This is a genomic window from Rhizobium sp. 05N49 (assembly GCF_056396805.1).
Genome location: NZ_JBFTME010000003.1, coordinates 159,407 through 179,081, shown reverse-complemented (window position 1 = coordinate 179,081; position 19,675 = coordinate 159,407). Strand labels below are relative to the sequence as shown.

At 59.9% G+C, this 19,675-nt stretch carries 20 protein-coding genes; 10 read left to right on the top strand and 10 right to left on the bottom strand.

What is annotated here, in order from left to right; translation table 11 throughout:
- Positions 1-66 precede the first annotated feature (66 nt).
- The 3 genes from AC1DF8_RS08160 to AC1DF8_RS08150 all read left to right on the top strand — a co-directional run bounded on the left by AC1DF8_RS08160 (position 67) and on the right by AC1DF8_RS08150 (position 2,812).
- Complete coding sequence (locus tag AC1DF8_RS08160; RefSeq protein WP_029868779.1) at positions 67-1,020, top strand: ABC transporter substrate-binding protein; 954 nt, start codon at positions 67-69, stop codon at positions 1,018-1,020.
- 122 nt (positions 1,021-1,142) lie between these two features.
- Positions 1,143-2,021, top strand: a complete 879-nt coding sequence (locus tag AC1DF8_RS08155) for an ABC transporter permease (protein WP_477995671.1) — start codon at positions 1,143-1,145, stop codon at positions 2,019-2,021.
- Positions 2,018-2,812 carry an ABC transporter ATP-binding protein gene (locus tag AC1DF8_RS08150; RefSeq protein WP_477995669.1) on the top strand — a complete coding sequence of 265 codons (795 nt, stop codon included), beginning with the start codon at positions 2,018-2,020 and terminating at the stop codon, positions 2,810-2,812. Before AC1DF8_RS08155 ends, AC1DF8_RS08150 begins: the two co-directional genes overlap by 4 nt.
- Positions 2,813-2,835: 23 nt before the next feature.
- On the opposite strand, the gene AC1DF8_RS08145 is transcribed toward AC1DF8_RS08150, so the two are convergent.
- The gene (locus tag AC1DF8_RS08145; RefSeq protein ID WP_029868782.1) at positions 2,836-3,477 is read right to left on the bottom strand and encodes a LysE family translocator; all 642 of its coding nucleotides are present in this window, start codon (positions 3,475-3,477) and stop codon (positions 2,836-2,838) included.
- 86 nt (positions 3,478-3,563) lie between these two features.
- The gene (locus AC1DF8_RS08140) at positions 3,564-4,415 is read right to left on the bottom strand and encodes an SDR family NAD(P)-dependent oxidoreductase (RefSeq protein ID WP_477995667.1); all 852 of its coding nucleotides are present in this window, start codon (positions 4,413-4,415) and stop codon (positions 3,564-3,566) included.
- Positions 4,416-4,604: 189 nt separating this feature from the next.
- On the opposite strand from AC1DF8_RS08140, the gene AC1DF8_RS08135 reads away from it, so the two are divergent.
- Entirely contained in the window at positions 4,605-5,828 is a 1,224-nt protein-coding gene (locus tag AC1DF8_RS08135; protein WP_029868784.1) for an argininosuccinate synthase, read from the top strand.
- A gap of 140 nt (positions 5,829-5,968) precedes the next feature.
- Positions 5,969-6,610 (top strand): LysE family translocator, encoded by a 642-nt coding sequence (locus AC1DF8_RS08130; protein WP_029868785.1) that lies wholly within the window; start codon positions 5,969-5,971, stop codon positions 6,608-6,610.
- On the opposite strand, the gene AC1DF8_RS08125 is transcribed toward AC1DF8_RS08130, so the two are convergent.
- Complete coding sequence (locus AC1DF8_RS08125; RefSeq protein ID WP_029868786.1) at positions 6,611-7,057, bottom strand: hypothetical protein; 447 nt, start codon at positions 7,055-7,057, stop codon at positions 6,611-6,613.
- 204 nt (positions 7,058-7,261) lie between these two features.
- Between AC1DF8_RS08125 and AC1DF8_RS08120 the strand changes: the two genes are divergently transcribed.
- The 4 genes from AC1DF8_RS08120 (at position 7,262) to ppa (ending at position 12,719) form a co-directional block, all read left to right on the top strand.
- Complete coding sequence (locus tag AC1DF8_RS08120) at positions 7,262-9,349, top strand: M3 family metallopeptidase (RefSeq protein ID WP_477995664.1); 2,088 nt, start codon at positions 7,262-7,264, stop codon at positions 9,347-9,349.
- A 159-nt stretch (positions 9,350-9,508) separates the two neighbouring features.
- The gene (gene typA / locus AC1DF8_RS08115) at positions 9,509-11,329 is read left to right on the top strand and encodes a translational GTPase TypA (protein ID WP_112545634.1); all 1,821 of its coding nucleotides are present in this window, start codon (positions 9,509-9,511) and stop codon (positions 11,327-11,329) included.
- A gap of 198 nt (positions 11,330-11,527) precedes the next feature.
- The gene (locus AC1DF8_RS08110; protein ID WP_112545633.1) at positions 11,528-12,034 is read left to right on the top strand and encodes a GNAT family N-acetyltransferase; all 507 of its coding nucleotides are present in this window, start codon (positions 11,528-11,530) and stop codon (positions 12,032-12,034) included.
- A gap of 148 nt (positions 12,035-12,182) precedes the next feature.
- Entirely contained in the window at positions 12,183-12,719 is a 537-nt protein-coding gene (gene ppa, locus AC1DF8_RS08105; RefSeq protein ID WP_112545632.1) for an inorganic diphosphatase, read from the top strand.
- A gap of 58 nt (positions 12,720-12,777) precedes the next feature.
- Here ppa and AC1DF8_RS08100 read toward each other — a convergent pair whose 3' ends face one another.
- Positions 12,778-13,089: a DUF167 domain-containing protein gene (locus tag AC1DF8_RS08100; RefSeq protein WP_477995661.1), complete on the bottom strand. Its 312-nt coding sequence runs from the start codon at positions 13,087-13,089 to the stop codon at positions 12,778-12,780.
- A complete protein-coding gene (locus tag AC1DF8_RS08095) occupies positions 13,086-13,475 on the bottom strand; it encodes a YggT family protein (protein ID WP_112545630.1) in 390 nt (129 codons plus the stop codon). Before AC1DF8_RS08095 ends, AC1DF8_RS08100 begins: the two co-directional genes overlap by 4 nt.
- A gap of 65 nt (positions 13,476-13,540) precedes the next feature.
- On the opposite strand from AC1DF8_RS08095, the gene AC1DF8_RS08090 reads away from it, so the two are divergent.
- Entirely contained in the window at positions 13,541-14,785 is a 1,245-nt protein-coding gene (locus AC1DF8_RS08090; RefSeq protein WP_112970811.1) for an MFS transporter, read from the top strand.
- On the opposite strand, the gene AC1DF8_RS08085 is transcribed toward AC1DF8_RS08090, so the two are convergent.
- The 5 genes from AC1DF8_RS08085 to AC1DF8_RS08065 form a co-directional block, all read right to left on the bottom strand.
- Positions 14,766-15,518 carry a glutamine amidotransferase gene (locus tag AC1DF8_RS08085; RefSeq protein WP_112970812.1) on the bottom strand — a complete coding sequence of 251 codons (753 nt, stop codon included), beginning with the start codon at positions 15,516-15,518 and terminating at the stop codon, positions 14,766-14,768. The two genes, AC1DF8_RS08090 and AC1DF8_RS08085, sit on opposite strands and share 20 nt — an antisense overlap.
- Positions 15,508-15,993: a tellurite resistance TerB family protein gene (locus AC1DF8_RS08080; protein ID WP_112545627.1), complete on the bottom strand. Its 486-nt coding sequence runs from the start codon at positions 15,991-15,993 to the stop codon at positions 15,508-15,510. The genes AC1DF8_RS08085 and AC1DF8_RS08080 overlap by 11 nt, the downstream gene beginning before the upstream one ends.
- 17 nt (positions 15,994-16,010) lie before the next feature.
- A complete protein-coding gene (locus AC1DF8_RS08075) occupies positions 16,011-17,618 on the bottom strand; it encodes a heme biosynthesis protein HemY (RefSeq protein ID WP_113206165.1) in 1,608 nt (535 codons plus the stop codon).
- 2 nt (positions 17,619-17,620) lie between these two features.
- A complete protein-coding gene (locus AC1DF8_RS08070; RefSeq protein WP_477995658.1) occupies positions 17,621-18,895 on the bottom strand; it encodes a COG4223 family protein in 1,275 nt (424 codons plus the stop codon).
- A 68-nt stretch (positions 18,896-18,963) separates the two neighbouring features.
- Positions 18,964-19,671 (bottom strand): uroporphyrinogen-III synthase, encoded by a 708-nt coding sequence (locus AC1DF8_RS08065; protein WP_477995656.1) that lies wholly within the window; start codon positions 19,669-19,671, stop codon positions 18,964-18,966.
- Between the last annotated feature and the right edge of the window lie 4 nt (positions 19,672-19,675).

The following is a 19,675-nucleotide window of genomic DNA, read 5'->3' as shown; positions in this document are numbered from 1 at the left end:
TCTGCGATTGATTAACGGGGGCGCTTTTTCTAAAAGTGCCCCCAAAATCATTGTGGAGGACACCCCATGCGTTCAATTCTTCTGGCCTGTGCCGCAACTTTGGCCCTTACCCTACCGGTCAAGGCCGCCGACGTCACGGTTGCCGTCACCGCAATCGTCGAACATCCGGCGCTCGATGCTGCGCGCAAAGGCGTGCTCGATGCGCTGACTGCTGCCGGCTATAAGGAAGGCGAAAACCTCAAATTCGTCTTCGAATCCGCGCAGGGCAATCCGGCAACGGCAGCCCAGATCGCCCGCCAGTTCGCCGGTGACGAGCCCAACGTGATCGTGCCGATCTCCACGCCGTCGGCCCAGGCCGTCGTTTCCTCGACGCGCGATATCCCTGTCGTCTTCACCGCCGTTTCCGACCCGCTCGGCGCGCAACTCGTCAAGAACATGGATAAGCCGGGCGGCAACGTGACGGGGCTTTCCGACATGTCGCCGGTCGGCGAACACATCGCGCTCATCAAGGAAATCCTGCCTAATGTGAAGACGATCGGCTACCTCTACAATTCCGGCGAGGCCAACTCGGTCTCGCTTCTGGCGGCACTGAAGGCTGAAGCCGAGAAGGCCGGCATCACCGTTGTTGAATCGGCTGCGACGAAGTCCGCCGAAGTGCAGGGCGCTGCCCGCGCGCTCGTCGGCCGCGCCGATGCGATCTATATCCCGACCGACAATACGATCATCTCGGCGCTGGAAGGTGCGGTTGCCGTTGCAGAAGAAAGCAAGCTGCCGCTCTTCACCGCCGATACGGATTCCGTTTCTCGCGGCTCGATCGCAGCGCTTGGCTTCAATTACTATGATGTCGGCAAGCAGACCGGCGAGATCGTCGTTCGCGTGCTGAAGGGTGAAAATCCCGGTGATATCGCGGTGAAGACCGCGGCCGGCAGCGATCTCGTCATCAACAAGGCAGCTGCGGCCAAAATGGGTGTCACCCTGCCGGAAAGCGTTGTCTCGCGCGCCAACAAAGTCATCGAATAATCGACTGTCGTTCCAAGGTCTTAGCTACGATCAGCCGCTCCCGTTTGCACGGGGGCGGCTGAATATATTAAAAGGCTCCCGTTTCGCGACGGGCGGAACGGAAACAAAAGGGGCTGAAAGCCTTGAGCCAAATTGCATTCTGGGGGGCCGTCGAGCTCGGTCTGGTTTATTCCTTCGTCGCGCTCGGCGTCTATCTTGCGTTCCGCGTTCTCGATTTTCCGGATCTGACGGTGGACGGTTCGTTCCCGCTCGGCGCAGCCGTGACTGCGGTGCTGATCATCGCCGGCGTCAATGCGTGGCTCGCAGCACTGATCGCGATGGCAGCGGGGGCCGGAGCCGGAATGGTGACGGCGCTCCTCAATGTGCGGTTCAAGATCCTCAACTTGCTCGCCTCGATCCTGACGATGATCGCGCTCTTCTCGGTCAATCTACGCGTCATGGGCAAGCCGAATGTCGCGCTCATCAATGCCGATACGATGATCAGTCCCTTCTTCGGGCATGGGCTCAGGGATTTCTACGTTCGGCCGCTCTTCGTCGGCACCCTCGTCGTTATCACCGTCATCGTCGTTTGGCGCTTCCTTGAAAGCGATGCCGGGCTTGCGATGCGCGCGACCGGCGCCAATGCCCGCATGGCCCGCGCCCAGGGTGTCGATACCAGCCGGCAGATCTATCTGGGCATGGCGATTTCCAATGCGCTGGTGGCGCTTGGCGGCGCGCTGTTTGCGCAGACCAACGGATTTGCGGACGTCACCTCGGGTGTCGGCACCATCGTCGTCGGCCTTGCTGCAGTCATTATCGGCGAGACGCTGCTTGGGCGGCGGGGGCTGCTGATTGCGCTTATCGGATGCGTGTTCGGCTCGATCATCTACCGCATCGCCATCCAGCTTGCGCTGTCGAGCGACGTCATCGGCCTGCAGGCCTCCGACCTCAATTTCGTGACGGCGGTTCTCGTGACTGTCGCGCTCATTCTTCCCCGCCTTCGCGGAGGTGCCGCATCATGATCAGCGTCAAGGACATCAAGGTTGTTTTCGGGCGTGGCACGCCGCTGCAGAAACAGGCGCTGAACGGCGTCAGCCTGACAATCGAGGAAGGCTCTTTCGTCACCGTCATCGGCTCCAATGGCGCCGGCAAATCGACCCTGCTCGGTGTGCTCGCCGGTGATGTCATCCCGAGCGAGGGCTCGGTTCTGATCGGCAAGACCGACGTGACGCGCAAGTCTACATCGGCCCGCGCCGGTCTGGTGGCACGCGTTTTCCAGGATCCATTGACCGGAAGCTGCGGTGCGCTGTCGATCGAGGAGAACCTCGCTCTGGCCGCCCGGCGCGGTGAAAAGCGCGGGCTTGGCGCAGCTCTCGGTGGAAGCCGCCGCGACTATTTCAAGGAGCGGATCGCCGAGCTTAATCTCGGGCTGGAAAACCGGCTAAGAGACCGTATGGACCTGCTGTCCGGCGGTCAGCGGCAGGCCGTTTCGCTCGTCATGGCGACGCTTGCCGGCTCCGAAGTGCTGTTGCTCGACGAGCATACGGCAGCGCTCGATCCCGGTATGGCCGAGTTCGTCATGAACCTGACGCAGAAGATCGTTTCCGAACGCAAGCTGACGACCATGATGGTGACGCATTCCATGCGTCAGGCGCTGGACTACGGCCACCGCACGATCATGCTGCATGGCGGCGAGATCGTGCTCGACGTGGCTGGGGACAACAGGAAGAACCTGCAGGTCGAAGATCTGATCGCCATGTTCCGCAAGATGCGTGGCCAGACGCTCGACGACGATGCGCTGMTGATCGGTTAGGCCGACAGCGTGCTGATCATTGATCAGCGCGCCTGTGTGAGCAGGATCTTGGCGGCGAAGACCGAGAAGACGCCAGCGAAGGTATAATCCATGCCGCGCAGCACCTTCCTGTTGCTCTGCAGCCAGCTCGACAGCCAGTCGGCAGCCATGACGACAGCCGCGTTGACCGGCATTCCGACCAGGATGAAGCAGAAGCCGAGGAAGAGCAGCTTGTGCGTCACGGCGGGATCACTCGCATCGACGAACTGCGGCAGGAAGGTCATGAAGAAGATGATGACCTTCGGGTTCAGCAGGTTGACCCAGAAGCCCGAGGAAATGTTCGAAAGGATCGTGCCCCTTGGGCCTTCAACCTTAGCGACGGTCAGCTTCGAGCCGTAGCGGATTGCCTGCACTGCCAGCCAGAAGAGATAGGCGGCGCCGCCGGTCTTCAGGATCAGGAAAGCGGTCGGAGAAGCGGTGATCAAAGCCGATATGCCGAAGGCGACCAGCATCGTGTGCACGACGATGCCGAGGCTGGTGCCAAGAACAACGAAAAGGGCTGCCTTCTTGCCCTGTGCCAGCGCACGGCTGATCGACAAGGTCATGTCAGGGCCGGGGGTTGCCGCCAGCAACAAAGTGGCGGCGGCGAAGGCAATAAGCGTCGGAAAACTTGGCAGGAACTCCATGGTATACTCTGAAAGCCGGAGAAAGATCCGGCGATCTCTTACGCGGCTTTCAGAAATTTACCAATCAAACCTTGTGATGGCACCGATTACTTCTGTTCGAGATAGGCCTTGAATTTGTCAGCGTAATCCTTGTGCCAGCGTGACAGCGGCGGGCGGTTCTCGATGATATCGCCCATCGCCCAGGCCATGCGGCGTTCATCGACAGGACGGGCTACGTCGTTATCGGGGCATAGGATGTAGAAATCGCCGCGCTCCAGGCTTTCGACCATGAAATCGACCGTCTGTTCTGGCGTCCAGGCCGCGGCAGGCTTTTCCTGGCGATCGCCTTTGGTGAGGCCGGTAAAGACGAAGCCGGGGATCAGCAGATGCGCGGAAATACCAGCACCCTCGATATTGCGCAGTTCATGCTCGAGCGCTTCAGTGAAGACCTTCACACCGGCCTTGGAAACATTGTAGGCGGGGTTGCCAGGCGGGGTGGTGATGCCCTGCTTGGAGCCGGTATTGATGATAAGGCCGGGTTCGTTATGAGCTATCATGCCCGGGCCGAATGCCCTGACGCCGTTGACGACGCCGAGAAGATTGACCGCAAGAATATTGTCCCAGCCGGCCTGCGGGCTGAAGATCGAGGTTTCCGGGCCGATGCCGGCATTGTTCATCAACACATGCACGCGGCCGAAGCGCTGGATGACAGCGCGCTCGAGGGCTTCGATCTGCTCCTTCTGCGATACGTCGGTCTCGACAGCCATCACATGCTCCTGGCCCGCGATCGCCTCCAGTTCGGCGCGGGCGCTGGCGAGCCTGTCGCCACCGAGATCGGCGATCACGACGCTCATGCCGGCCCTGGCGAAGTATTTTGCGGCGGCAAGGCCGATGCCGGATGCGCCGCCGGTGATGACGGCAACATTGGATTGTTTGAAAATGTCTTGAATATTCGTCACGGGACTGGCCTCTCCTCGGAGCATTGTTCGGACGGTGCCGAATATGGGCTCTGCTTTTGCGCTGTCAAACCTTATCGGGGTACCGCTGGCGCCTCGTTGCCCTTGCGTCACGCGCCAATCTCGCTAAAAGTGCCGCGATACCGGGCTTTGCGGGTGTGCCGCGGCCTTCATGCAACGGACCTCATCATCATGGCATCATACAAAGACGTGAAGAAAGTCGTGCTCGCTTATTCGGGCGGTCTCGATACCTCGATCATCCTGAAGTGGCTGCAGACCGAACTCGGCGCTGAAGTCGTGACCTTCACCGCCGATCTCGGCCAGGGCGAAGAGCTGGAGCCGGCGCGCAAGAAGGCCGAGATGCTCGGCATCAAGGAGATCTATATCGAGGACGTGCGCGAAGAATTCGTGCGCGATTTCGTCTTCCCGATGTTCCGCGCCAATGCCGTCTATGAAGGTGTCTACCTGCTCGGCACGTCGATTGCCCGTCCGCTTATTTCCAAGCACCTCATCGATATCGCCCGCAAGACCGGCGCCGACGCGATCGCACATGGCGCGACCGGCAAGGGCAACGACCAGGTTCGCTTCGAGCTTTCTGCCTATGCGCTGAACCCAGACATCAAGATCATCGCGCCGTGGCGCGACTGGTCCTTCAAGAGCCGTACCGATCTGCTCGAATTCGCCGAGAAGCACCAGATCCCGGTTGCCAAGGACAAGAAGGGTGAGGCTCCCTTCTCGGTTGACGCCAACCTGCTGCACTCCTCTTCCGAGGGCAAGGTTCTGGAAGACCCGGCGCAGGAAGCGCCGGAATATGTGCATATGCGCACCATCTCCCCGGAAGCTGCGCCCGACAAGGCCACGACCATCAAGGTTGGTTTCCGCAAGGGTGATGCCGTCTCGATCAACGGTGTCGAGATGTCGCCGGCAACATTGCTCGCGACCCTCAACAATTATGGCCGCGACAACGGTATCGGTCGCCTCGATCTCGTCGAGAACCGCTTCGTCGGCATGAAGTCGCGCGGCGTCTACGAGACCCCCGGCGGCACGATCCTCCTCGCGGCGCATCGCGCGATCGAGTCGATCACGCTCGACCGTGGCGCGGCACACCTCAAGGACGAGCTGATGCCGCGTTATGCCGAGCTCATCTATTACGGCTTCTGGTTCTCGCCGGAGCGCGAAATGCTGCAGGCCCTCATCGACAAGAGCCAGGAACATGTCGAAGGCGAAGTGACGCTGAAGCTCTATAAGGGCAATGTCATGGTAACCGGCCGTGAGAGCGAAAAATCGCTCTATTCCGACAAGCTTGTCACCTTCGAAGACGATCAGGGCGCCTACGACCAGAAGGATGCCGCCGGCTTCATCAAGCTCAATGCGCTGCGTCTTCGCACGCTCGGCAAGCGTAACCTGCAGAAGTAACGCTCGTCAGACCGATCCGAAAGAGCCCGCCGGCCCCGCCGCGCGGGCTTTTTTCTTTCCCGGCTTATACACCGTTGACGAGTGTCTTGACGGGACGAGGTCATGGCATAAGCTGCACCGGTTACCATCGGAGCCTTTCCATGCCGCTTTCCCTGCTTGTCGGCGCCTTTCTGGCGGCGCTTTTCTATGTGCTCATCCCCGGTCCGGCTTTCCTGCAGCTTCTCGGTATTGGCGCCGGGCAGGGTCGCAAGGCGGGCGCCTTCTTCATGATGGGGCATCTCGTCGGCGATCTCGTCTGGTCGGGTCTGGCGCTGGTTGCGATTGTCGGCGCCAAGACGATCGGCACGTTCGTTTTCGACCTGCTGGGGCTTGCCTGCGGCTTCTATCTCGCCTGGATCGGCTGGAGCGCCGTCAATGCGAAGCCGAAGGCCGAGGGACAGGCGCTGCTCGTCGTGGAGCGGCCGTTCCGCCGCGGACTGATTTTCGGGGTCACCAACCCGAAGGGCTATCCGGTGGCGCTCGCCACGTTCACGGCGCTGGTCGCAGGCTCTGCAAGTGCGCTCGACTTTCAGGCCCTGCCGATGCTGCTCAGCGTGTCCTTCGTCGGTTTCATCACGGCCGACATCATCCTGATCGGGATCATCGGTGCCGGCGTCGTACGCCGCTTCTACCGCGCCCATGAAAGGCTGATCGTACGTTGCTCGGGCGTGCTCTTCATGGGTTTCGCCGTTCAGGCCCTGTGGCATGCCACGCCTGGTCTGCTCGGTTGGCGGAAAGCCTGATCAGGTCTCGCTGGCAAGGAAGCCGACGACTGATCTCAGCGTCTGAACCTCATTCGGGTCGCCAATCGACATGGCGATCTGAAGCTGGTCCTTGTAGTAGTCCAGGAAGTTGAAACTGGTGCCGTCGGTGACATTGGACAGATCGATGACGTTGCCGAGCGGATCGATCGCGTGCATGGGCAATGGTTCGGATATTGCGGCAAAGGTACTCTGATCAATCAAGCCATTGTCAAGGCTCTGACGGGCATAGCTGCGCAATTCGCCTGCACTGACGGCCGTGAAATCGATCGCCTGGCGATTATCAAAATCTTCGATCTGGAATGAGCCTTGAGCAATGCCGTGCTTAGGCTCGATTACAATATCAGCGGTCTTCGAACTTTTTGCGTTATTGTTTGTATTATTTTTGAATAGCAAACTCTGAGAAGACCGCAGGGAAAAAATTTCCATGCGCATGTCCTCTTACTTGAAGATAAGGGGAAACTAGCGTCTCGAGCCGATTCGCGTCAATCGTTAACGATTGGTTAATTTTTATGTATCAATTCTTGCCCACAAGAATTAGCCGGGCGGACAAAAGTCACGGCCGGCCACATATCAATTCCGTGGCGACCTTCCTATATTATTGATCCACTTGCCGGCATAAAGGACTTTCATATGTCTTCTTCCACTCAATTCAATCAGGCACTTGTCAACTGGAATGGCCTTCATGGCCTGCCGCGTTTTGACGCCATTGCCGATAGCGATTTTGCCGCGGCCTTCGAGGCCGCGCTCGCCTTGCACGAAAGAGAGATCGACGCGATCGCCGGCAGCAAGGAAGAGCCGAGTTTCGACAATACAGTCGTCGCACTCGAGATTGCCGGGGATGAACTATCGCGTATTTCCTCTCTCTTCTGGAACCGGGCCGGCGCACATACCAATGATGTCATTCAGGCGCTGGAGCGGGATATTTCGCCGAAAATGTCCCGGCATTACTCGAAGATCGGCATGAATGCCGACCTCTTCAAGCGTATCGACGCACTCTGGGAAAAGCGTGAAAGCGTCGGCTTGACGCTGGAGCAGACACGCGTGCTGGAGCGGCATTGGAAAGGCTTCGTCAAATCAGGCGCCAAGCTGCCAAAGGCGGAGCAGGAGAAACTTGCTTCGATCAACGAAAAGCTTGCCGGCCTCAGCACCGGCTTCGGACAGAACGTACTTGCCGACGAAAAGGGGTGGTCGCTGATCCTCTCCAGCGAAGAGGAACTTGCCGGCATTCCCGATTTCCTGCGCGACGCAATGGCAGCTGCTGCCCGCGAGCGCGGCGAGGACGGCAAATATGCCGTAACGCTGTCACGCTCGATCATCGAGCCGTTCCTCACTTTCTCCGAGCGCCGGGACCTTCGCGAGCAGGCGTTCAAGGCCTGGGTGGCGCGTGGTGAAAATGTTGGCGAGACGGATAACCGCGGCATTATCAGAGAGACCCTTGCGTTGCGTGACGAGGTGGCGAAGCTTCTCGGCTACGCCAACTTCGCCGAGCTGAAGCTCGACAACACGATGGCGAAGACGCCAGAGGCCGTGAATGACCTGCTGCGCGCCGTCTGGGCAAGGGCGGTGAAGCGCGCTCACGAGGAAGAAGCGGATATCGCCGCGCTGATCACCGCGGAAGGCAAGAACCACGACGTCATGCCGTGGGACTGGCGTCACTATGCGGAGAAGATCCGGGCGCAGCGGTTCAATTTCTCGGAAGCGGAGCTGAAGCCCTATCTGCAGCTCGAAAAGATCATCGACGCCTGCTTCGACGTTGCTGGTCGCCTGTTCGGCATTCATGCCGTCGAGAAGAAGGGCGTTGCCGCCTATCACCCGGACGTCCGGGTCTTCGAGATTCGCGACCGGGACGACAAGCTCGTCGCGCTTTTCCTCGGCGACTATTTCGCCCGCAGCTCGAAACGTTCGGGCGCCTGGATGAGCTCCTTCCAGTCGCAGCACAAGCTGACGATGAAGAACGGCCACCATGGCGAGCTGCCGATCATCTACAATGTCTGCAATTTCGCAAAGCCCGCGGAAGGAAAGCCGGCGCTGCTTTCGCTCGACGATGCGCGTACGCTGTTCCATGAATTCGGCCATGCGCTGCACGGCATGCTCTCCAACGTCACCTATCCCTCGGTATCGGGTACGGGGGTTTCGCGCGATTTCGTCGAGCTTCCTTCGCAGCTCTACGAGCACTGGCTGACGGTTCCTGCCATCCTCAAGGAATATGCCGTGCATTTCGAAACCGGAGAGCCGATGCCACAGGCGCTGCTTGACAAGGTGCTTGCCGCCCGCACCTTCAATTCCGGCTTCAACACCGTGGAGTTCACCTCTTCGGCGCTGGTCGACATGGCCTTCCATACGCGCGACAAGGTGGAGGATCCGATGGCCGTTCAGGCCGAGGTGCTCTCGGAGATTGGCATGCCGAAATCGATCGTCATGCGTCACGCCACGCCGCACTTCCAGCATATCTTCTCCGGCGGTTATTCGGCGGGCTATTATTCCTACATGTGGTCGGAAGTGCTCGATGCCGATGCCTTCGCCGCCTTCGAAGAGACGGGCGATGCCTTCAACGGCGAAATGGCCGCAAAGCTTCGGAACAATATCTACTCCACGGGCGGCTCCGTCGATCCGGAAGACGCCTACAAGGCTTTCCGCGGCAAGCTGCCGAGCCCGGACGCGATGCTGGTCAAAAAGGGCCTTGCGACCTTCGAGGAATTGACAGGCAGTGACGCTTAAGACAGTTTGATGACATAGAGCAAAGCGGCATGGTGATAGCCATGCCGCAGCTTTCGCGTGCCACCCCCTTTCGCAATCGCGAAAAAAACGGTATGAGCGCGCCAAACATAAATGGCGCGTCCACTAAGCGTAGCGCCCCAGCCTCAGAGATTATGACAAATGGCACTTCGCAACATCGCGATCATCGCGCACGTTGACCATGGCAAAACGACCCTCGTCGACGAACTCCTGAAACAGTCCGGTTCGTTCCGCGAGAACCAGCGCGTTGCAGAGCGCGTGATGGACTCGAACGACCTCGAAAAGGAACGCGGCATCACCATTCTCGCCAAGGCAACCTCGGTGGAATGGAAGGGTGTCCGCATCAACATCGTCGACACCCCCGGCCACGCCGACTTCGGCGGTGAGGTCGAGCGCATCCTGTCGATGGTGGATGGTGCGATCGTTCTGGTCGACTCTTCCGAAGGTCCGATGCCGCAGACGAAGTTCGTCGTCTCCAAGGCGCTGAAGGTCGGCCTTCGCCCGATCGTCGCGATCAACAAGATCGACCGTCCCGACGGCCGCCATGAAGAAGTCATCAACGAAGTCTTCGACCTCTTTGCCAATCTCGACGCGACCGACGAACAGCTCGACTTCCCCATCATGTATGGTTCGGGCCGCGACGGCTGGATGAACGTCAATCCTGAAGGCCCGAAGGACGAAGGTCTTGCGCCGCTTCTCGATCTCGTGCTCAAGCACGTTCCGGAACCGAAGGTCGAAGAAGGCCCGTTCCGCATGATCGGAACGATCCTTGAAGCCAACCCCTTCCTCGGCCGCATTATCACCGGCCGTATCGCATCGGGCTCGATCAAGCCGAACCAGGCCGTCAAGGTTCTGGGCCAGGATGGCAAGCTGATCGAAACTGGCCGTATCTCCAAGATCCTCGCGTTCCGTGGTATCGAGCGTCAGCCGATCGAAGATGCGCAGGCAGGCGACATCGTCGCGATCGCCGGCCTGTCCAAGGGTACTGTCGCTGATACGTTCTGCGATCCTGCCGTCTCAGAAGCCATGAAGGCGCAGCCGATCGATCCGCCGACCGTCACGATGTCCTTCATCGTCAACGACAGCCCGCTGGCGGGCACTGAAGGCGACAAGGTGACGAGCCGCGTCATCCGCGACCGTCTCTTCAAGGAAGCCGAAGGCAACGTCGCCCTGAAAATCGAAGAAGCCGAAGGCAAGGATTCGTTCTACGTGTCCGGCCGCGGTGAACTTCAGCTCGCCGTTCTCATCGAAACCATGCGTCGCGAAGGCTTCGAGCTCGCCGTGTCGCGTCCGCGCGTCGTGATGCACAAGGATGAAAGCGGCCAGGTTCTCGAGCCGATCGAAGAAGTTGTCGTCGACGTCGACGAAGAGCATTCCGGTGTGGTCGTGCAGAAGATGTCCGAGCGCAAGGCCGAGATGGTCGAGCTGCGTCCGTCAGGCGGCAATCGTCTTCGCCTGCGTTTCTACGCACCGACGCGCGGCCTCATCGGCTACCAGTCGGAGTTGCTGACCGATACGCGCGGCACGGCGATCATGAACCGCCTGTTCCACGACTACCAGCCCTACAAGGGCGTGATCGGTGGCCGCGTCAACGGCGTGCTGCTCGCCAACGGTTCCGGCGAAGCCGTCGCCTATGCGATGTTCAACCTGGAAGACCGCGGTCCGATGATCATCGAGCCGGGCGAAAAGGTCTATGCCGGCATGATCATCGGCATCCATTCGCGCGACAACGACCTTGAAGTGAACGTCCTGAAGGGCAAGCAGCTCACCAACATCCGCGCCGCCGGCAAGGACGAAGCCGTGAAGCTTACCCCGCCGATCCGCATGACACTCGATCGTGCTCTTTCCTGGATCCAGGACGACGAGCTGATGGAAGTGACGCCGAAGAACATTCGCCTGCGCAAGATGTATCTCGACGCCAACGACCGCAAGCGTTTCGAAAAGTCGAAGGCAGCTCTCTAAGAGCCTCGCCTATTCCTTTAAAACCCCGGCCTTCGCGCCGGGGTTTTTTATTGTGCGCTGCGTCGATTCCGTCTTGTGACAATCGTTAAAAAAGCGTTAAATTTTCTCTGTCGTCCACATATCAAGTCTGTGGGCAATCGATCACGATGCGGCTGCCGCATATGGTTAATTGCCTCCGGCAGGACCAGAGTAAGCGTTATGAAGACGTTGTCGATCGATGTCCGGCGGGCTGAACCGCATGATGCCCGAGCCATTTCGGAAGCCCACCGGCTTTCATGGCAGCATACCTATGCCGGCATCATTCCGCATCGTGCTCTGACGCAGATGATCGAGCGCCGCGGCGAAAACTGGTGGCGCAAGGCGACGCGCGGTCCGGCGACATTGCTTGTTCTGGATGTGGCAGGAACTGTGGCGGGTTATGCGACCCTCGGCCTCAATCGCGCTCGCGCATTGCCTCAGGAAGGCGAAATCTACGAGCTTTATCTGCGCCCGGAGTATCAGGGTATCGGCCTCGGAAAATTGCTTTTCGGTGAAGCCCGGCGGTTGCTGAAATCTCTCGGCTGTAACGGTATGGTCGTCTGGTGCCTGGAAGAAAATGAGACCGCAGCCGGCTTTTATCGCGACCATGGCGGTGTCGATTTCTGCGAAGGCATGGAAAATTTCGACCATAAGCAGATCAAAAAGATCGGCTTCATCTGGAACTGATTGCGGTACCGCAGTCGCTGCATCTTTCATTAGAAAAATTATATATTTTGACGCCCGCGCGCATTAAGCATTGCTTGCGAGGCATGTTGCGTTGCGTCATGAAACCGATTAACTGGCTTCGAGCAATTCAACCTCCCGGGAGTTTCCTATGCGCATCGACGCCGTTTCAATCGGTAAGAATCCACCTGAAGACGTCAACGTTATCGTCGAGGTTCCGGTCGGCGGTCATCCGATCAAGTATGAAATGGACAAGGAAGCCGGCACGCTGGTCGTTGACCGTTTCCTCTATACGCCGATGACCTACCCGGGCAACTACGGCTTCGTGCCGCATACGCTTTCCGAAGACGGCGACCCGATCGACGTGCTGATCGCCAGCACCCGTCCGCTGGTTCCGGGCTGCGTTATCAACGTGCGCCCCATCGGCGTTCTGAAGATGGAAGACAATTCCGGCAAGGACGAGAAGATCATCGCCGTCCCTTCGCCGAAGCTGACGATGCGTTATGACAAGGTGAAGGATTATACCGATCTTCCGGACATCACGCTGAAGCAGATCGAGCATTTCTTCGAGCACTATAAGGATCTGGAGCCTGGCAAGTGGGTGAAGATCTATGGCTGGGGCGACTCCAAGGAAGCAGGCGAGCTGATCCTCGAAGCCATCGAGCGCGCCAAGAAAGAAAAGGCCTGATTCCGGCCTTTGCGTAATTGCGGATGCAAAACCGCTGCACATCTTTGCCGGAATTGCTCTAGCCGAGTAGTGTTTCGAGCTTGTTGATCAAATCCTCCGGATCGCCATCGATCCGGAGGATTTTTTTGCGCGACGTATCGCCGGCAGCAAGGCTGACCAAGGACTTTGCAATACCCAAAGACTTGGCGACGAGCGCTATGAGGGCCTTGTTGGCTTTTCCCTTTTCCGGGACGGCGGTGACACGCGCCTTCAAGAACATGCCGCCTTCGCCATCTGGTTCGATACCGTCGATGGCATTCTGCCCGCCATTCGGCGTCAGCCTTACGGCAAGACGGACGTGATCACCGGAAAGCCTCCAGGGACGGCTCAAACGACCAGCGAAAATAGGAAAGGCTTGATCGGGTTGTTGAGTATGGCCTGTATGAACAGGATGATCAGCAACAGAACGATCGGAGAGATGTCGATGCCACCCAGATTGGGCAAAAAGCGGCGTATCGGCCGCAATGCAGGTTCGGTGGCGTTATAGAAGAACATACCCAGTTGGCTGACAAACTGGTTATGCGAATTGATGACATTGAATGCGTACAGCCACGAGAAAATGGCGCTGGCAATGATCACGTACCAATAGAGGTTCAAAGCCACATTGATAATCAAAAAAATGGCTTCAAGAATTCCCGCCATTACCGTCTCCAGTTCGTTGTTGACAGATATGTAGACATTGGCGATTAAACGAGCAAGGGCCGTGTGGAGACGCATGGCAAATCATGTTTAACGGGCCGCTTCGCAGGCAATTCTGCGCCCGCTCTCTCGGAAAAAGCTTCATGTCGCTTTCGCCCACCGGAGACCGTTTTGCCGCGTTCCGGCATCCGTCCTACACCCGCTTTTTCTTCGCGCGGTTTCTGCTTTCCTTCTCGCAGCAGATCGTCAGCGTCGCCGTCGGCTGGCAGATGTATGACCAGACCGGCAGCGCCATTTATCTTGGCCTGATCGGGCTTGTGCAGTTCCTGCCGTCTCTCGCGCTGATCCTAGTCACCGGTTCGGTGGCCGACCGGCACAATCGCCGTGCGATCGCCTCGATCTGCTCGCTTGTCAGCGCGCTCTGCACGCTTGCGCTCCTGGGGATGACGATTACCGGCAGCTTTTCACCAATTCCGGTTTTCGCGGTGCTGCTGATCTTCGGCATAGAACGCGCCTTCATGACGCCTGCCGTGCAGTCGCTTGCGCCGAACCTCGTGCCGGAGAAGGACCTTTCGAACGCGATCGCCTGGAATTCCTCCTCATGGCAGCTTGCGGCCATCACCGGCCCCGTGCTCGGCGGTCTGCTTTACGGCGTCAGCGCTTCGACGGCCTATATGGTCGCAGTCATCTTTTCTGCGCTGGGCGCGATCCTGCTCTACACGATCCCGAAACCGCCGCAGAAGACGACGGGTGAAGCCAAGAACTGGGACATGATCCTCGGCGGTTTCCGTTATATAAGGGAAGAGAAGGTGGTGCTTGGGGCCATCTCGCTGGATCTCTTCGCCGTTCTCTTGGGCGGCGCCACCGCGCTGATGCCGATCTTTGCGCGTGATATCCTGACGCTCGGGCCCTGGGGCCTCGGCCTGCTGCGTTCGGCGCCGGGCGTGGGCGCCATCATCATGGCGATCTTCCTTGCCGCCTATCCGCTGAAGCACAAGGCCGGCCTGTATATGTTCATCGGCGTGGCGATTTTCGGCGTTGGTACTATCGTGTTCGGATTCTCGACCAATACCGAGGTTTCCATCGCAGCGCTCGCGATCATGGGCGCTGCGGATATGATTTCCGTCTATGTTCGCGAGAGCCTGATTGCGCTCTGGACGCCGGACCATCTGCGCGGTCGCGTAAACGCCGTCAATATGGTGTTTGTCGGCGCGTCCAATGAGCTCGGCGAGTTCCGAGCGGGCACCATGGCCTCGGCCTTTGGTGCGGTTCCGGCCGTCATCATCGGCGGGGTCGGTACGCTTGCGGTCGCTGCGCTCTGGGCAAGCGGCTTTCCGAAGCTCAGGAAGATCGATACGCTCGACGCGCCTATACGAGAAGCGCCCTAGTCGTCCTGGCCATGGTCGGCTTGCCTTCGAAGACGACATCGAGAAATTCGTCGAGCCAGGCTCTCAGCGGCGCATCGAACAACATGCGGCCTTCGAGATGTTCGCGTCCTTGCTGTGCATTCGGCAGGATGAAGCGATGGGCGCCGTGCACGACCCAGCGGTGCATCATCACCCGCGTCAGCTCCGCATGGAATTGCAGGCCCCAGGCGTTGCCATTGTAGCGGAAAGCCTGGTTGGGGTAAGCGTCGCCGGATGCCAGCAGCTCGGCGCCATGCGGCAGTTCAAATCCTTCCCGGTGGAAGTGATAGACCATCTTCGGCCAGCGCATCAGCAGCCGGCCCTTCTCCGTCGTATGGAGTGGATACCAGCCAATCTCGGTAGACCCGTCGCAATTGGCCGCGACCTTGCTGCCGAGTTGGCGCGCCAGCATCTGTGCGCCGAGGCAGATGCCGAGATAGGGACGGTTTTCCCTGAGGGGGATTTCCAGCCAGTCGATCTCCGCCTTGACGAATTCATCGGGATCGTTGGCGCTCATCGGGCCGCCGAAGACCACTGCACCCGCATGGTCGTCGAGCGTCGAGGGCAGCCGGTCGCCAAGCACGGGGCGCCGGATATCGAGGTCGTAGCCTTTCTCGACAAGAAGTTGGCCAACACGGCCGGGGCTTGAGCGCTCCTGATGAAGAATGATGAGAATGGGACGCTTGTCGCGTCTCACTATCCTGTCAGTCGCCATCGTCCTGCACCACCTGTGCGTTTGTCACTCGTGCCGCCGCCTCCTGCCGCTTCTGAATACGCTCACGAGAGGACACCCCCAGGAGATCGGCGATCCGCCAGATCACATGGTCTTCCATCTCGCTGCGCTCGCCGTCGGCATAGACGATATCCCAGAGAATGCCGATCAGCTCCAGACGCTGCTCGGTATTGAGATGTCTCTTTAGATCGGAGGTGAAGCGGAAATAATCAACTGCCGTGCTTTCGGCTTCCAGCCCCGCGGCCATCAAGGCGTCGAGCTGTTTGCCGTCGAGCGCGTATTGCTCCTTCAGAAGCTTGCGCAGCCGCTTCTTCTCGCTGTCCTTGATCTGGCCGTCGGCCTCCATGACCTGCATACAGAGCGCGGCCACCGCGATGCGAGGGTCATCGGGCGCAAAGCCTGATTTCGGGCGGTCGGCGGTCAGATTTTGGAAGAATGCCTGAAAGCGTTCGAACATGCGGTTTTTGTTCCATTTCAGAAAAGGCGGAGTCGCGTCTTGGTTTCCGGCTCCATCTTGGGATCGCGCACGCCGGGGTCATCCGGCAGGCCACCAAAGAAGGGCTTTGGTTCAGACGCAGCAGGAGCCGGTCGGGAGGTGGACGGTTCATTGGCTTTTGCCGGTGTAGGGGCCGGAGGTGCTGGCCGCACGGCTTCCGCAATCGTTGCGGCTCGTTCCAGCTCGATAATGCGGTGGTCGTTGACCACGCTTTCCGGCCGGGTATGGCGCAGCGGCGGCAAGGTCTTCAGCGCCGTTTCGATCGGGGCGGTCGACCCTTCCTCGACTGGTCCTTCGAGCTGGCCGAAAGGTGCCTTCCACTCGAAGGCGTCGAGACGACCGGTCACCGGCGAGACCGGCAACCATTTGTCGGAAACGAAACCATCGGCAACCCAGGCCGGATCGCGCGGCGCTTTCAGCGCCTGTGCCAGCCAATGGCGCACGCGACCCTGATCGCCGGTCTCTGCTTCCTCGATGTCTGCAAGCAGCAGAAAGGCTGCCTCGCGGGGTTCGATACGGGCGGCTGCTTCCGCCTTGGCACGCGCCTTGGCGAATTGCTGTGCATCGAGTGCGGCCTGTGCGACGACGAGGAGAGATTCGACATTGTTCGGCCGCATGCCTTCCAGCCGCTCGGCGCGCTTCAGGCGATCGAGTGTCGAATCGCCGCTGCGGGCGCGGACATAGACGCGACCGATCTCGGGATGTGGCGCGGCCTTCCATGCCTGTTCGAGAATGGAGGCAGCCTTCCGTATGCCGTTCTCGCGGAACAGCGCCTTTGCGGCGATAAGCGCGGCGGGCACGAAATCGGCTGAAAGCTTCAGCGCCTGGAGGGCATCGTCACGAGCGCCGGCGGCATTGCTTTCCAGCTTGTCATCGGCGCGCGCCGTCAGCAGCACTGCATGCAGACGGTTGGCCTCCGCCTTTTCGACAACCTTGGCGGCCTTCTGCTGTTCCAGCAGGCGGATGGCGTCGTCCCAACGGCCGGACTGGCTGCGATATTCGAGCGTTGCCTGTGCTGCCCACGGCAGGTATGGCGCATTGTCGGCCGCTTTTTCCGCGTATTGGCGGGCTGCTTCGTTTGCGCCGAGACGCCTGGCCTCCAGGTAAAGGCCCCGCAAGCCAAGCTCCCGAGTCTCCGGATCGTTGGCCATCGCTTCGAACTTGGAGCGTGCCTCGTCGTAGCGGCCTTCGATGAGCGCCGCCTGTGCTTCCAAAAGATTGATCAGCGGTTCCTGATCGGCGCGGATAAGACCGCGCGAGCGGGCCGCCATCTTGCGGGCGAGCAGGGCATTGCCGGCGCCAGCTGCAATGAGGCCGGTCGACAGCGCCTGGTAACCGCGGTCGCGTTTACGGGCGCGAAAGAAGCGCGTCACCGAGTGCGGAGAGGTCCATATCAGTCGGACGAACCACCAGGCCACCATGACGGCAGCGATCAGCGCAATGATGGCGCTTGCCGCCACGATCAGCTTGGTCTGGTAGATCTGGCCTTCCCAGATCAGCGACAGATCGCCGGGACGATCGGCAAGCCAGGAGAAACCATATGCGAGAACGAGGACGAGGAGCGCGAAGATAACCAGGCGGACCATACTCATCCTTCCTTGCCGGTGCCGGAAACGGCCTTCGAGAGAGCGCCGCCAACGAGATCCTCGACGCGGATACGAGCTTCGAGCGACTGCTTGAAGGCGGCGGAAGCCTGCTTGGCAGCAGCAGGCAGGCTGTTCCATTCAGTGGCTGCACCGGGCAGATCGCCGTTCTTCACCTTGTCCTCCATGCGCGCGGCGATCGCCTCAACGCTTTCGCCTTCGACATTTCCGACGGGGCGGACCGAAACCAGGGATTTGGCGCTCGACATCAGCCGGTCGGACCAGCTCTGGTTGGGATCGGGCTGGTTGACGGACTCGACGATCGCTGCGGCAACATCGGGAACCTGACGGATGAGCTCGGCGCGGGAGGGCACGCCGGTTTCGGCAAAGCCGCGCAGATCGGTTGCAGCGGGATCATCGGGTGCTACGCCGGCAAATGTATCGAGTTCGGCGATGAAAGGGCCGCCGCGGTCGATCGCGGCCTTGAGCGCTGCGGCTGCGATAGCCCGGGCGACGGCGACGTCTTCGCGCGGTTCGTTCAGCTTCTTTTCGGCTTCGGCGAGCCGGCTGGAAAGATCGGCGCCGTTGGAGGCCTGTTGTTCGGTGGTCTGCGTAAGGCTCGTCTTCAACTGCTCGATCTGAGCAGTCAGATCTGCAATCTTCTGGTTGAGCGCTTCAACACCGCCAGGCTCGGTCGATGTGCCCGATGCCGGTGTCTGGGGAGCCGCTTCGAGAGCGGCGACGCGCTTTTCGAGAGCACTTGTATCGGCGGCCGGCGGCGGATTGGCGGCAAGGCTTGCGACCGATTGCTTGAGCCCTTCGATCTCGCCGGCGAGATCGGCCATATCGGCTGAATTCGTCTGCGAGGTGGAGGAACCCGGCAGATAACCGGCATATTGAATGGCTCCGGCGCCGAGCAGTGCGACAAGGCCGCCGAAAATGCCCGCGGCGATCAGACCCGAAGTGACCGCTCCCTTCTGCGGCGGCGGCGGTTGCAGCGGTTCCGAGAGCGGGGGTTCCTTGGAGAAGGATCCATCCTGCGCGCCGGCGGCGCGTTCGCTCTCGTGTTCGGACAGCGGTTCACCCGCGGCTTCTGCGGCGGAGACGGCCTCGGCGACAGGCGTATCATCGATGGCTTGTGTGGCTTCTTCAGCAGGCTTTTCAGGATCAGTCGCCGAGGCGAAGTCCTGCGCGTCCAGGTCAATCGTGACCGGCTTGTCGGAGCTCTTCGAGTGGCGTGGCGGATTTCCCGATACCATGAGGTCCTCATTATCCTGCATTGCAACGAAACTAGACAGGGACGGCAGTTAAGGGAAGAGGTTAGATCAAATTTGGGCGGCTAAAGCCTTCAAAGCAGCGACAAAAGGCTTTTTTCATCCGGCATCGGCGAAATCTCCAAGGCTGTGCTCAAAAGAGATGGAACAGCTTCCGCTACAGTGTTGCTGAGACAAATGAGACGGATTTTCGGCAGCTGCAATAAAAGGGACTCTACCTGCGGGATCTGAAAGAAATTTGCGGCCGTTTGACGGGAGTAGAAAAGAACAGCATCAGGAGGATTGCGCGTGAGGAAGGTGGCGACCGTCCCGGGGGCGAGAGCGATAGATTCCATCCGGTAACATTCTGCCACTGAGAACTGACGCCCCAGCTCGGTCAGCCGCGTCTCGAAGGCCTCGGCACGCGGAAGGCCGGCGAGATAGACAAGCCCGCCGGTATTGTTTGCCGCGATCAACTCGGCCAGTTCGCGGCCGCTGCCGGACGACGTCGTGACGGAGCGGAATCCCAGCTTGCGGGCCTCCTCAGCCGTCGTCTGGCCGACGGCAAAGAGACGGCGCGAAAGGTGGGGTGTCAGCGCGTCATCCAGAGATTGTAGCGTGCGCACCGCCTCCGCGCTCGTTATCGCTATCGCCCCAGTGGTTGTTTCCAGAGCCTGAAGAGCGGCTGCCGCATCGTGAATGGGACGGGTCAGCGGCAGCAATAGTGGCTCGTGGCCTAGCTCGCGTAAACGTTGAGCGGTTCGCTCGCCCGAATGTGCCGGACGGGTGACGAGCACTCGCATGCCG